This is a genomic window from Burkholderia sp. BCC1985 (assembly GCF_905339915.1).
Classification (GTDB): Bacteria; Pseudomonadota; Gammaproteobacteria; order Burkholderiales; family Burkholderiaceae; genus Burkholderia.
In genome coordinates, this window is the sequence record NZ_CAJPGY010000004.1 from 247,315 (window position 1) to 260,658 (window position 13,344).

Genomic DNA, 13,344 nt, shown 5'->3' on the forward strand with positions numbered 1-13,344 from the left:
ATTTCATTGCAGCTGCAATCACCTATATTAGTCACTGATCTCGGCAACCGAGAACCTGAATGTGAGGTTCGTTTGAAACAAGCGCTGAAGAGGCGGCCTGCCGCGACCGGATCGACATGCGTGGGGTTCCCGGACGCGAAGCGCATCGAGCCGGCCGCTTCGAACGCACCACCGCCGGAGGCCGTCGATGCTCGTCGATGAGGTTCACGCGTTGCTGCTCGGGTTGCCGGCGCCATGGCGAGCAGCGTTCGAACGTCACGGTCTCGACCTGTCCGATTCGGGCACGCCCGAGGAGACGGCGAAGCGACTGAGCCGGCCGCTGCCGATCGACTGGGACGATCCGCGCATTCACGATCTCTGCCCGGACACCACGCGGGCGATCGAGCCCGGCGACCCGGCACGCAGCCTGGTCTATCACCTGCTCGCGCTGTCCACGTGCCCGGCGCCGGATGCCGGCGTGCGCCTCGAGGCAATCGACTTGCTGGAGAACTACATCGATGCGCTGGCGCCGTTGCCGCCCGACTGGCAGACGCTGGACATCGCGGTGCTGGCTTACCAGTACCGGCCCGCGCGCCGTACCGGACATCAGCAGCATGCGGACCTCGTGTTCTCGCGACTCGGCATTGCCCGTAACGGCGACGTCGACGCAAGCTACGACGAGCAGACCCGCAGCTTCGTGCCGCACGTGCCGGACGGGATCGAGCATGTCCGCGCGATGCCGGCGCGCTATGGCGCGTTTCTCGTGCGCCGGGTCACCGGCCCCGGCACGCTCGCGCTGATCGAGGGCAGGCAAGCGGGCGACGATCGGCGCACCTTCATCGAACCGGTGCGCAAGCTGTTTCCCGATGAATGCCTGCCCGGACGCCGGTTGACGCTGCAATATGGCCACTGCCATCGCGGCGAGAAGCTGAAGCGGGCCGTCGAGGCGCGCTGGGGCGTGCGGCCGTCGCCATCCGGCGATCTGGGCGGCGCACCGTATGCGATCTGCTCCGAGGACGCCGGCACGGCACCGCCTGCCGGCGCGAGCACCCCGGCAGTCGCACTGAAGCGTTCGGGCGCGGCCGTACTCCTGATCCCGGCCGCGCGGCCGCTGATCGAGCCGGTGAACGCCGCCAACTTCGGCGTGCACGGCTTCGGCGTGCCGGCTCGATGGCGGCTGGCCCCGCTCGCCAACCGGCGCTTCACGACGATGAGAATCATCACGAATCTGTGGAAGCTGGTGCTGGCCGCCGTCGACGACGTGCGGCAGCACTATTTTCCGCATTTCGCGCCCGCCTGGCTTCGATTTCCCGAACCCCGCAACGCACCGGAGTTCATCAACATCCGGCACAAGGCGCATGAGGACGGCTCCTGCACGGATATGCGCGCGCATCCCGTCGACCGACAGGCATTCCTCGGGGAAGTCGGCAAAGGCGGCTATCGCGCGCAGCTGTTTCTGGATCACTGCAGCGAAGGCGTCGTGACGATCCGTATCGCCGAGTTGGCGGGACACGCGGTACACCCGGCCTATTCGGTCGTTGCCGCGCCGGATTTCTACCCGTATGCCGACCAGGCGGAATTGCAGCGCTGGTTCAAGGACCGTCGGATCGATCCGAAGTCGCAGTTCAGGAGCGGCTCGCCGATATCGCTCAGCGCCGAGCGCCTGCCGGCCAATCCCCATCACGTCGATCCGTTCAGCCATACGCAGGCGTTTTCGCCGCGTGACGAGACGGTCGCCGTCGCGTTCAGCCGGGCGGCACGCTCGGCGCGGCGGCGGGACCGGGACGTGCAGATGCCGCGCATGACCTCGTTTCTGTCGGACGCGTCTTCGGGCGTGTTTGCGCCCGGCTGGGACGTCACCTATGCGGGCAACCGGCGCGGCATCTTCCTCGCCACCTTCGGGCTGGGCAGCCCGTTCGCCGAAGATATCAAGCTATGCGCGGCCTCCAACAGCTTCTGGCCCGCCGTGAGCCCTGATGCGTCCAGAACCTTCAACCGGAGCGACGCGCCGACCGCGATCCCGATGCTCGACCATGAACTCGGCCTGCATCCGTGTCATCCGCTGGTCACGCGCGGTGACGAGTCGAACACGCGGCGCGGATGGGACGGCGAATACGGCCCGTACCTGACGCCCGACGGCAGTGTGGATTACGCGGACATCGAACGCTCGGACTACGTCGCCAACGCGCTGCACGGCGAGATGCTGTACGGCGCGTTCGAGCATGTCGATTCGGCCGAGCTGATCCGGCGCATCGGTGCATTGCGCCATGCGGTCGCCGCATGCGACCACGGACAAACGCCGTCGCATACGAAGCTGTGGCTGGTATCCGCGCGGGCACTTCGCGAAGCCGACGCTGCGGACGCGCCAGGCGTTGCCGCGCGCTATCGCTTTCTTTTCGTTCTGCCTGCTGCCGATGCGACGCCGGCGCAGCACATGCCGGGACGGCTGCGCGTGCGCTACGGTGAGGCGATCCGTTGCGATGCGACCGAGGCCCGGGTGATCGGGCACGTGCTGCGCAGCGCACCGGGGCCGGACGCGCTCGGGCTTTACTGAAGGGAACCGCGATGAATGCGATCGACGTGCTCGTGGTCGGCGACGGGCCTGCCGGATGCGCTGCCGCGATCGCGGCAGCAAGAGCGGGCGGCAACGTGTGGATGCTGGGCCACGGGCGTTCGCGGGCGGCCCCGGAATGCGTGTCCGGCGCCGCGCTCGCGCTGCTCGATCGGCTGGCGCCGAGCCTCGCGCGGCAACCGCATACATGGCTCGATGATGTGGCCGATGCGCAGCGGGGACGTGCGGTCATCCGCAGCCGGCTCGACGACGGCCTGCGTGCCGAAGCGCTGGCTGCCGGCGTTCGCTATGCGCGTGCGCCCGCCGGCGGGGTTCTCGCGCGTGTCGAACACGGCGCGGTCACGGGCATCACGCACGGCGACGGCGATGTCGGCGCAAGCACCGTGATCGATGCAACCGGCGTCAACGGGTGGCTGCGTCGCGCGATGCGGCTCGAGGTGACGACCGACTCTTCGCTGTTCTGGCTTCGCCGCGGCTACGCGCGCGGGCCAGGCACGCACCCCGGCACCTACTGGAACATCGCGCGCGGCGGCTGGCTGTGGATGAGGGCGACGTCCACGTTCCGGATCTGGACGTCGCTCTCGACGCTGCGCGATGGCGAGATCGCGTGGCCGGCGGACACGACACCCGTCGGACCGGTGTGGCGCGAGGGCAGACGCTGGCAGTGCGTGCGCCGGACCGCGGGCCCGGGCTATATCGTGTGCGGCGATGCGGCGGGTTATCTCGACCCCGCGACAGGAGACGGTTTGCGTTTCGCCATCGCTTCCGGCCTGCGCGCGGGCGCAATGGCCGTCGACGTTTCGCGTCATCCCGGACGGGCAAGCATGCTGGCCGCGCTGTACTGCGACTGGGTGACACACAGCTACGAGCGCAGCAGATCCGTGTTGGCACGGAGTTACGCGCGTGCGGGGCTCGATCTCGGATGGCGCGACGCAGTCCGCTGCGCGGCAGTGGATGCGGCATGAAGGCCGGTTGCGCTTTCGACCATGCAAAGAAGCCCGCCAGCGGGACCTGGCGGGCTTGAAACGCCGCGGGACGAACCCGCGGCGGGCTGAGGAACTTCGGTACGACTCGATCGAAACACTACTGCGACTGCAAGCATCGCGAAACTTACAAGCCCAGCTTCGCGATGACCTGGCCGCCGAGGTTGTTGATCGAGTTGGTCACGCTGGTGAGATCCTGGTGGGTCGATGCATCGACCTGCGTCACCGGCGCCGTGATGGTATTGGCGCTGGCGAACGAGAATCCGCCGCCGGTCACGATGTTGTTGATACCTGCGTTCTGGAACACGCTACCCCCGCTGACGGAAGCCATTTCCTTGCGGCTGAGTTCGTGGGCGTGGGACAGATCGTTGATCATCAGTGCGGACATGGTCAATCTCCTTGAGTGTGCTGCGGTTTGGAAAGAGCACGTTTCGTTGCGCTCGCAGCTATCAATGCACGGCGCGTGCCAGGCTCTGTCCATGCGCGCGGGAAACACATCCAACCTCATGAAAACAAACGAAATTCAATCCGCTCGACGCCATTTCACCGGGTTCGCCGGGCAAGATCGGAGCACGGCAGTGTCGGGTTCTTCCAGACGGTTTCCGCGGCTGCTGTTCTATCCCGGCCAACAGGAACGGGACATGACGCTGGCGATTCGCATCGAAGGCATCGACGGGCAGCCGCAGCGTGTGCGCGCCCGCGCAGGAAAGCCATCGAGGCGATGCTGCGCCGACGGTCGGCGGCAACCGGCATTGGCGCAAAGATCGTCACGAGGTACTTCGGATCACTGAATTTATCGCGTACCATCCGGAATGGCGCAACGCATCGGGGCTGCCGCGCCGACGGCCAACGGGGCATCGATGCGACCACGCGGCACCATGACTGGCGCCGCGGCGCCATCCGCCTCGACGAGGCGAAGCGGATCCGCATGCAGGGAAGGGAGGTCGAAGGCGCGGCGGGATCAGCCCGGCCGCTGATGGACGCGGGCGGTGCTGCCGACGGTGCGTCGGCCCGTCTGCCCGTTCATGCCGGCTTCGTTTTTATCATGCAGGGAAGCCCGCCAGGGAACACGGCCTGGCGGGCTTTGAACGCCGCGAGGACAACCCCGCGGCGGGCTGGAGCGTTTCGGTCGACGCTGTCGGACACGGTTGCCGCTGAGCGGACATCCGGCGCAGCTTAGAGGCCCAGCTTTCCGACGACCAGGCCGCCGAGGTTGTTGATCGAATTGGTCACGCTGGTGAGATCCAGGTGGGTCGATGCATCGACCTGGGTGACCGGGGCCGTGATGGTATTGGGGCTCGCGAACGAGAAGCCGCCGCCGGTTGCGATGTTGTTGATTCCGTAGTTCTGGAACACGCTACCACCGCGGACGGAAGCCATTTCCTTGCGGCTGAGTTCGTGGGCGCGGGACAGGTCGCTGATCATCAGTGCGGACATGATAAATCTCCTAAGTTTGCTGCGGTTTTGGAAGAGAGCACGTTTTCGTTGCGCTCGCAGCTACAAACGCATGGGGCGTGCCAGCCCGCATCACGGCTGCGCGATGAGCACTTAACCTAATGAAAACAAAGGACATTTCATCCGGCTTCCGATAATTCGCCGCGTGCACAGAGCAAGCTCGCGGAAAGACGATGTCGGGTGTTGCCAAACAATTTGCCGGGCAACTGTTTCGCGTCATCCAACACGAAGGCGGCCTGGCTGCCCGCATCGGCTTCGCTCGGTCCGGCCTCGCGATGCCGCCGGAAATCCGCGGATGCTTCGGGTCGTCCGTATCGGAACCGCGGCGCACCTGCGTCAGGAGATCGTCGTCATGAGCGCGCTTGAATACGATGTCGTCGTGGTCGGCAGTGGCTTCGGGGGCGCGGTGGCGGCCTGCCGCCTCGCGGAAGCGGGATGGAGGGTGCTGGTGCTGGAGCGTGGCCGGCGCTGGACGCCGAAGACGTATCCGCGCGACGAGACCGACCCGTGGCTCTGGAACCAGCAGAACCCGCAACGCTTCCACGGCTGGGCCGACCTGCGTGTTTTTTCCGACATGTCGGTGGTGACTGCCGCGGGCGTCGGCGGCGGGTCGCTGATCTACGCCAACGTCTCGGTCGAGGCCAAACCCGACGCGTTCGAGCATGGCTGGCCGCCGGAGATCACGTACGAGGCGCTCGAGCCTTATTACCAGCGCGTGGGCTGGATGCTGTCGGTCCAGGAGGTGCCCGACAACCAGATCAGCGAACGCACCCGCTTGTTGCGCGACGCGGCCGACGCCTGCGGCTGGGGCGATCGGTATCGCAAGTTGCCGCTCGCCGTGTCGTTTTCGTCGACTTACGATCCGTCCTTGCCCGACGCGCGCGACGACCGGCATTCCGTCAGGCACGTCAACGTGCACGGGGTATCGCAAGGCACGTGCGTACACTGCGGCAATTGCGACATCGGATGCCAGGTGTCGGCGAAGAACACGCTCGATCTCAACTATCTGGCCGTGGCCGAGCGCCATGGCGCAACGATCCTGCCGCTGCACGTCGTGCACAAGCTCGAACCGCTCGGCCAGGGATGGCGCGTGCATTTCAACGTCATCGATCCGGCCGCGGGCAGTTTCATGCCCGGATCCGTCACGGCGACCAGGGTGATCGTCAGCGCCGGATCGATCGGCAGCACCGAGCTGCTGCTGCGCTGTCGCGACGCGCATCGCACGCTGCCGAATCTGTCGCCGCGGCTCGGCTGGGGCTGGGCCTTCAACGGCGACTTCGTGACGCCCGCCTTCTACGGCAGCCGGAAGATCTCGCCGTCGCACGGCGTCACCATTTCCGCCGCGATCGATTTGCTTGACGGGACCGCCGACGAAGGTCAGCCCTTGTTCGTCGAGGATGGCGGCGTGCCCAATCTTGCGCATGATTTCGTGCGCCGCCACCTGCAGCGTTCGCACGGCACGGCGATGCGCACGTTCTGGCGAGCCTTCGCGCGCCATTTCGATTGCGACGACCCGGTCGAGAACATGATGCCCTGGTTCGGCCAGGCGATCGATCCGGGAGACGGGCGCATGCGTCTCGGTCGCTGCTGGTTTGCGCCGTGGCGTCGCGTGTTGCGGCTCGACTGGTCGTACACGCGATCGCAGGCGGTGGTCGATGCGATGGTCGACACGCACCGGCGCCTGTCGGCTGCCACGGGCGGCGAACCCTTCGTCCCTCCGACGTGGAGCGACTTCCACAGGCTGATCACCCCGCATCCGCTCGGTGGTTGCAACATGGGGCTCACGCGCGCGGACGGCGTGGTAAACGCGGACGGAAAAGTATTCGGTTACGACGGGCTCTACGTGATGGACGGTGCGACGATCCCGCGTGCGCTCGGGCTGAATCCGTCGCGCACGATCGCCGCATTGGCCGAGCGCAACGTCGCCGTGTTGCTTGGCCGGCGTTAAGCGAAGGTGTTCCGGATCGGCAACGATTGACGGGGCATCCTGATCGTCACAATGGATCGCGTGGAAACGCGCGCCGAACGCATCGGGATCGGGGCGAATATCGATATGATTTCCACGCGCGTACCGTTCGGCGGTCCTGCCTTTGCGAATCGGCAGGTATTGCAGGAGGCAAACACCTATTGTTCGTTGCAAGACGGAGCGATATTGCTTCATCACGAGCAACCGGGTAAATCTGTGCTGCACGGTGGCTGCGGCGAGACGGAGATTGCGTTTGATCGTCTGCAGGCAGGAGAACCGATGCTCAAGCGCCCGGCATCAAGGGCGATGCGACAAATGGCGTTGTGTCGAACCAAGTCGAGGTCACCAAGGTCAGGGAGAGTCCAAATGGGACAGTGCCGTCGCAACTATGCGCGCTTCGTCGTCGCCAGCTCGATCGCCGGTCTGGTCATTCTGGCAGGCGCGGGCCACGCGCACGCCGAGGACAATCCTGCGAGCTCGCCGGCCGGCTTCAAGCCAGCGGAAAGAAAGATCGATGTCTATGCGGTGTATGGCGACGGACGCGCGACCGAGGGTGGCGACATGCATTGGCGTGCGTACGAAGTCGGCTTCGGCGACGTCCTGAACGACTACTTCTCCGTCTATCTCGCGTATCTGAACGAGGGCCATCCGCTGAATCACCACCGCGATGGCTTCGCCGCGCTGGGTTCGTTTCGTTGGCCGCTCGGCAATCGCTTCGCGCTCGAATTGTCGGCCGGGCCGTATTTCAGCATGGACACGACACACGTCGACAATCAGCCGCGCAACGACAAGCGATGGGGGGTGCGTGCGTCTGCAGCGGTGCGGTATTACGTCGTTCCCGACCGCTTCTTCCTCAAGGTGCAGTACAACCACGTGCAGATGATCGGCGGATTCAACTCCGACGCGGTGCTCTTCGGCATCGGCTCGGATTTTGGCGGCGATCCGGGACCGGCGTTTTCGGACGGCAAGACGCAGGTCGGCGTGTGGGCCGGAACGTCGCAGACGAACCGTCCGCAAGTGCCGATCGAAAAGGGCTACATGGTCGAAGTCAAGCGGCCGCTCGGCAATGCGTGGGCCTATTCGGCGAGCTTCATCTACGAGGGCAACAACGGCGTCGCCGGCCGCAGAGGCGTGGCAGCGCAAATCTGGTACGTCGCGCCGATCAGGAGCAAATGGACGCTTTCGGCAGGCGTAGGTCCGTACCTGTCGCGTGATCGGGACGATGCCTCGAGCACAACGAGGCTCAACGCGTTGCTCAGCGCACAGGTGACGTATCAGGTCACGCCCGATTGGGCGGCGAGCTTGCGCTTCAATCGCGTCGCAACCGGCAACGACAAGGATCAGGACATGTTCATGGTCGGCGTGGCACGCAATTTCTAGGGCTTGTTTTCAAGCGCAGGCGCATTCTGTTCACAGAGCGTTGCTCGACAAGGCAAAGAACCCGGCGGTCAGCGAGTGGTACGGCGGCACGGGCAGCGCGCTCGAGCACGGGTGGCGCCTCGACGTTCCCGCGATATGAATCGAGACGCATGCCCATGCGCGGGCCGGTGCGGCCGTCACCCATATCGTGAACGCAGGCGGCGCTGCGTTGCGATCAAGACTCACCAATGCGCATGACTTTCACACCGTCCGCCGATCCCAAGTCGATCGGCTGTCCCTGTCGCCGCGTTTGCCTTCAGGGAGATAAGACTCCGGAAATTCGAGTATCGCGGCGCAACGGGACGACCGGCGAATGAATTCGGGGTCAGGATGCCGGCTCATGGCTCGATCGCCGCGTACAATACGCACGAGCGCCCGTGCAAGGTCTCGCGAGCACGAATAGGCTGCCGAATATCCATCAGGCGCTTGGACGAAACCGGCTTCACCGGTCGATATCGCGAGCCCGTGCGGTCGCCTTCGAGCGCGCTTCGGGTAGCCGGCTGCCAACCTGATAGAGTGCATGGCCACGAACAGGCCCGGCCCGTTGCGGAACTGCGCCCCGATCCATGTGACGCCCCAACGATTGGCGCCCGACAGGCGACGTCCAGCTACAGCATCAGGAGAAAATCAATGTCACGGCAAGAGCCGACCCATCGGGAGCAGCCACACTCGTCCACCACGGTGAAGAGCGATCTGCCGTTTCCGGTTGTGGGCATCGGGGCATCCGCTGGCGGCACGACGGCCTTGCAGACCTTCTTCGAGAGCGCGCCGACGGGCATGGACATGGCGTTCGTGGTCATCGTCCATTTGGCACCGGCACAAGTCAGCCATATGGACAACGTCCTGCAGCACACGACGGGTATGCCGGTGCATCAGGTCACGACCACGGTAGCGATCGAAAAAAACCATATCTACGTGATCGCGCCCGGCATGCAGCTGGAGATGTCCGACGGTTGCCTTCGCTGTAGCCCGCTGAGCTCCGCCGAAGGTGCCGCGCTCTCGATCGACCACTTTTTCCGGACGCTGGCGGACGCTCACGACTCGCGCGCGATCGGCATCGTGCTGTCCGGTACCGGCTCGGACGGCGCGGCGGGCTTGAGCCGTATCAAGGAGGCGGGCGGCATCACGCTCGCCCAGACGCCGGACGATGCGGAGTACGCGGAGATGCCGCAGCATGCGATCTCGACGGCGCGCGTCGATATCGTGCTGCCGGCGGCCGAGATGCCGCAAAAATTGCTGGACCTCTGGGCGAATGCGCGGCGCATCGAGCAACAGACCCTCGAACTCACGCAGATGCAGCAAATCGGCGATCGGCCCGGCGCCAATGATCCCGAACGGGCGCTGTCGGACATCCTGATGCACCTGCGGGTACGCACCGGCCACGATTTCAGGCTGTACAAGCGGGCGACGGTGCTGCGACGTATCGAGCGGCGCATGCAGGTGAACGGCCAGCGCGACATGCTCGCGTACCGCGACTTCCTGCGGACCGCGCCGGACGAGGCCAACGCGCTGCTGGCCGACATGCTGATCGGCGTGACCCAGTTTTTCCGCGATCGCGAGGCCTTCGACTTCCTCGAACGCGAGGTGATCGCCCAGTTGTTCGCGCCGGAATCCGCCGAGGAGCAGGTCCGGGTCTGGGTGGCCGGATGCGCGACGGGGGAAGAGGCGTACTCGATCTCGCTGCTGCTCGCGCGGGCACGCGAGGCGTCGATGTCGAGCCAGGCGATCCAGGTATTTGCCACCGATATCGACGAAGCCGCGATCGTCCGCGCACGCACGGGCTCCTACCCGCTGTCGATCGCGACGGACGTGCCTGCGCCGCTGCTGCAGCGCTACTTCACGCGCGAGGGCGCGCACTACGTGATTGCCAAGGCCGTGCGCGAGCGCATCCTGTTCGCCGCCCACAGCCTGCTGCGCGATCCGCCGTTCTCGCACCTCGACCTGATCTCGTGCCGCAACGTGCTGATCTACCTGGAGCGCGCGGTGCAGCGGCAGATCCTCGAGTTGTTTCATTTCGCGTTGCGTCCGAACGGCTATCTGTTCCTCGGCACCGCGGAATCGGCCGACGCAGCCGACGATCTGTTTACGGTCGTCGACAAGAAGCGGCGGATCTACCAGGCGCGCGTCGTCACGCATCGCGCGAAACCGGTCACCGGCTTCCCGCCGCTTTTCCAGGTCGAATCCGGCGGGGACGAGCGTTCCGCGCCTCAACCGCCGATGCGGGTTCCGGCCAGCCCGGCCCAGCGCAACTTCTCCTATTCGGAGCTTCATCAGCGTGCGCTGGAAACGTATTCACCGCCGAGCGTCATCATCGACAAGGAATCCAACGTGGTTCACCTGTCGGACAACGCCGGGCGATTCCTGCGGCATGTCGGCGGGGAGCTGTCCAGCAACATCATGACGCTGGTGCTGCCGGACCTGCGGCTCGACTTGCGCACGGCCATTTTCCGCGCGCTGCAAACGGGCACGAGCGTCGAGGCGCGGCGCGTCAAGTGGACGCACGAGGCCCGCGTGTCGTGGATCAACATGACGGTCAGGCCGTTTCACGACAAGGTCGCCAATTCGGAATTCCTGCTGATCGTGTTCGACGAGGTGGCCGGCCGCATGACCGAGGAGGATCAGGCGGAAGCGAGCGGACAGGATCCGGTGCTCGCGCAGCTCGAACAGGAGTTGCAGCACAGCCGCGAGCAACTGGCGACGATCATCGAACAGTATGAAACGTCGGTCGAGGAACTGAAGGCGTCGAACGAGGAGCTGCAGGCGATCAACGAGGAACTGCGCTCGACGAGCGAGGAACTCGAAAGCAGCAAGGAAGAACTGCAGTCGGTCAACGAAGAGCTGACCACGGCGAACGCCGAAATGCAGGCGCGCATCGAGGACACGGCAAAGGCGAACGACGACCTTCACAACATCATCGCGTCGAGCGAAATCGCCACCGTCTTCGTCGACAAGGAAATCCGCGTCAAGCGCTTCACGCCGAACGCGACGGCGATCTTCAACCTGATCGATACGGACCTCGGCCGGTCGCTGTTCCATATTACGCACGCGCTGCGATATCCGACGCTCGCGGACGACGTCCGCCAGTCGTTCCAATCGCTGCGCCTGATCGAACGCGAAATCGAGAGCGAGACGGGACGGTGGTACCTGATGCGGCTGCTGCCTTATCGCACCGCGGACGATCACATCGACGGCGCCGTGATCACGCTCATCGACATCACCGACCGGCACCACGCGGAAGAAGCGGCACGCGCGGGCGAGCAACGCCTGCGGCTGGTCGCGCAGTCGACCAAGGACTACGCGATCATCATCCAGGACAACAACGGATCGATCGTCAGCTGGAATGCCGGCGCCGAACGCATCTTCGGCTATACGGAGGACGAGATGATCGGTCAGGACGTGGAGCTGATCTACGAACCGAACGACCGGCAGGCGCTCGTGCCGGCGCGCGAGCGCGACATCGCGACCCGGGAAGGGCGCGCCGACGACGAGCGCTGGCACCGCACCAAGGACGGGCGCCGCATCTTCTGCAGCGGCGTCGTCACGCCGATTTCGGACACCTCGTTCAGCGGGTTCGCGAAGATCGTCCGCGATCTGACGTCGCGCAAGCAGAGCGAGGATGCGAACCGGGAAGCGCTCGCGCGGGAACAGGCCGCACGCGAGCAGGCCCTGAGCTCGAACCAGCTGAAGGACGAGTTCATCGCGGTGCTGTCGCACGAGCTGCGACATCCGCTCAACCTGATCGGCGTCAAGTCGGAGATGCTGCCGCGCCTTCCCGAGACGCGCGACATTCCCGCCGTGCGCGAGGCGGCCGATTCGATCCGCCAGGCCGTACGCGCGCAGGCCCAGATCATCGACGACCTGCTCGACCTGTCGCGCATCCAGACCGGAAAGCTGGCACTCGACGTATCGCGGGTCGACCTGACGGCCATCTTGCGCACGATCGCGGATACGTGCGAGGCCGACGCGCACGCGCGCGGGCTGGTTCTGAAAACGGAGTTGCCGGCCGGTCCGGCCATCGCGCTCGCCGATCCGGTGAGATGCGAGCAGATATTCTGGAACCTGATGTCCAATGCGCTGAAGTTCACGCCGCCGCATGGGCAGATCGTGGTGCAGTTGACGCACGAAGGGCGGATGCTGCGCGTCGACGTCGTCGACAACGGCCAGGGCATCGATCGCGAGATGCTTCCGCATGTATTCGACATGTTTCGGCAGGCGCCGCGCGACAGGGCTCGCGGTGGCCTCGGCATCGGTCTGGCGCTCGTGCGGCAACTCGTCGAGATGCACGGCGGCCGGATTTCGGCGGCTTCCGATGGTCAGGGGCAAGGCACGCGGATGACGGTATGGCTGCCGGCCGCGGCGGACGAGCGCGCGGTGTCCGCCACCGGCGGTGACGTGTCGGAGCGGAGCATCGCCGGCCTGCGCGTGCTGCTCGTCGAGGATGACCAGGAGACGGCGCTGTCGCTCACTGCGCTGCTGGAGTTGGCGGGCGCGGTGGTCAGCACCGCCGAAACCGCCGCCTCGGCACTGGAGCTGCTGCCGACGACACCGATCGACGCGATCGTGTCCGACATCGGGCTACCGGACATGGACGGCTACGAGTTGCTTCGCAGGATCAAGGCCGACCCCCGGTGGGCGAACCTGAAGGTCGTCGCGTTGACCGGCCGTAACCGCCAGGACGACGTCGACGCTGCCGCAGACGCCGGATTCGATGCGCATCTCGCCAAACCGCTGGATTTCGGGATGCTGCTTGCCGCATTGACCGACCTTCAGTGAAGTCGCGCGCCTGTTCAATGCGCGTGTGACGGGAGGGCAGCGGACGACGGTCCGCTGTCGTCCATCTGCATGCATTCGTCCCCGCGTCGAGGTCGTCTATTCGAGCGTCGGTCGGCGCTTCGTACCGCCTGCTCGTACGGGGTTCATTCGGCGGCATCCCGTATCGGGCACTAATCTTGCTGCACCATCCGCATAGG

Annotated in this window: 7 protein-coding genes; 5 read left to right on the forward strand and 2 right to left on the reverse strand. The window is 65.5% G+C overall.

The annotated features are described in order from the left end of the window. Nucleotides 1-187 precede the first annotated feature (187 nt). Nucleotides 188-2,533: a hypothetical protein gene (locus U4Z31_RS05990; protein WP_321809722.1), complete on the forward strand. Its 2,346-nt coding sequence runs from the start codon at nt 188-190 to the stop codon at nt 2,531-2,533. Between the two features lie 11 nt (nt 2,534-2,544). Continuing rightward, on the forward strand, nt 2,545-3,516 hold the full coding sequence (locus U4Z31_RS05995; protein ID WP_321809723.1) for an NAD(P)/FAD-dependent oxidoreductase: 972 nt from the start codon (nt 2,545-2,547) through the stop codon (nt 3,514-3,516). 145 nt (nt 3,517-3,661) lie between these two features. Here the strand turns inward: U4Z31_RS05995 and U4Z31_RS06000 are convergent, their stop codons facing one another. Next, nucleotides 3,662-3,922: a hypothetical protein gene (locus U4Z31_RS06000; protein ID WP_044848682.1), complete on the reverse strand. Its 261-nt coding sequence runs from the start codon at nt 3,920-3,922 to the stop codon at nt 3,662-3,664. A gap of 788 nt (nt 3,923-4,710) precedes the next feature. Further along, nucleotides 4,711-4,971 (reverse strand): hypothetical protein, encoded by a 261-nt coding sequence (locus tag U4Z31_RS06005; protein WP_044848681.1) that lies wholly within the window; start codon nt 4,969-4,971, stop codon nt 4,711-4,713. 370 nt (nt 4,972-5,341) lie between these two features. Here U4Z31_RS06005 and U4Z31_RS06010 point away from each other — a divergent pair, with 370 nt between their 5' ends. The 3 genes from U4Z31_RS06010 (at nt 5,342) to U4Z31_RS06020 (ending at nt 13,147) form a co-directional block, all read left to right on the forward strand. Further along, nucleotides 5,342-6,937, forward strand: coding sequence for a GMC oxidoreductase (locus U4Z31_RS06010; RefSeq protein WP_321809724.1), 1,596 nt, complete (start codon nt 5,342-5,344; stop codon nt 6,935-6,937). A gap of 384 nt (nt 6,938-7,321) precedes the next feature. Further along, nucleotides 7,322-8,335: a hypothetical protein gene (locus U4Z31_RS06015; RefSeq protein ID WP_321809750.1), complete on the forward strand. Its 1,014-nt coding sequence runs from the start codon at nt 7,322-7,324 to the stop codon at nt 8,333-8,335. Between the two features lie 669 nt (nt 8,336-9,004). Beyond that, nucleotides 9,005-13,147, forward strand: coding sequence for a CheR family methyltransferase (locus tag U4Z31_RS06020; protein ID WP_321809725.1), 4,143 nt, complete (start codon nt 9,005-9,007; stop codon nt 13,145-13,147). The last annotated feature ends 197 nt before the right edge of the window (nt 13,148-13,344 follow it).

Bases quoted from the DNA above. Each gene is read 5' to 3' on its own strand.
- U4Z31_RS05990 (WP_321809722.1), top strand. From the start codon at position 188: ATGCTCGTCGATGAGGTTCACGCGTTGCTGCTCGGGTTGCCGGCGCCA.
- U4Z31_RS06000 (WP_044848682.1), bottom strand. From the start codon at position 3,922: ATGTCCGCACTGATGATCAACGATCTGTCCCACGCCCACGAACTCAGC.
- U4Z31_RS05995 (WP_321809723.1), top strand. From the start codon at position 2,545: ATGAATGCGATCGACGTGCTCGTGGTCGGCGACGGGCCTGCCGGATGC.
- U4Z31_RS06015 (WP_321809750.1), top strand. From the start codon at position 7,322: ATGGGACAGTGCCGTCGCAACTATGCGCGCTTCGTCGTCGCCAGCTCG.
- U4Z31_RS06010 (WP_321809724.1), top strand. From the start codon at position 5,342: ATGAGCGCGCTTGAATACGATGTCGTCGTGGTCGGCAGTGGCTTCGGG.
- U4Z31_RS06005 (WP_044848681.1), bottom strand. From the start codon at position 4,971: ATGTCCGCACTGATGATCAGCGACCTGTCCCGCGCCCACGAACTCAGC.
- U4Z31_RS06020 (WP_321809725.1), top strand. From the start codon at position 9,005: ATGTCACGGCAAGAGCCGACCCATCGGGAGCAGCCACACTCGTCCACC.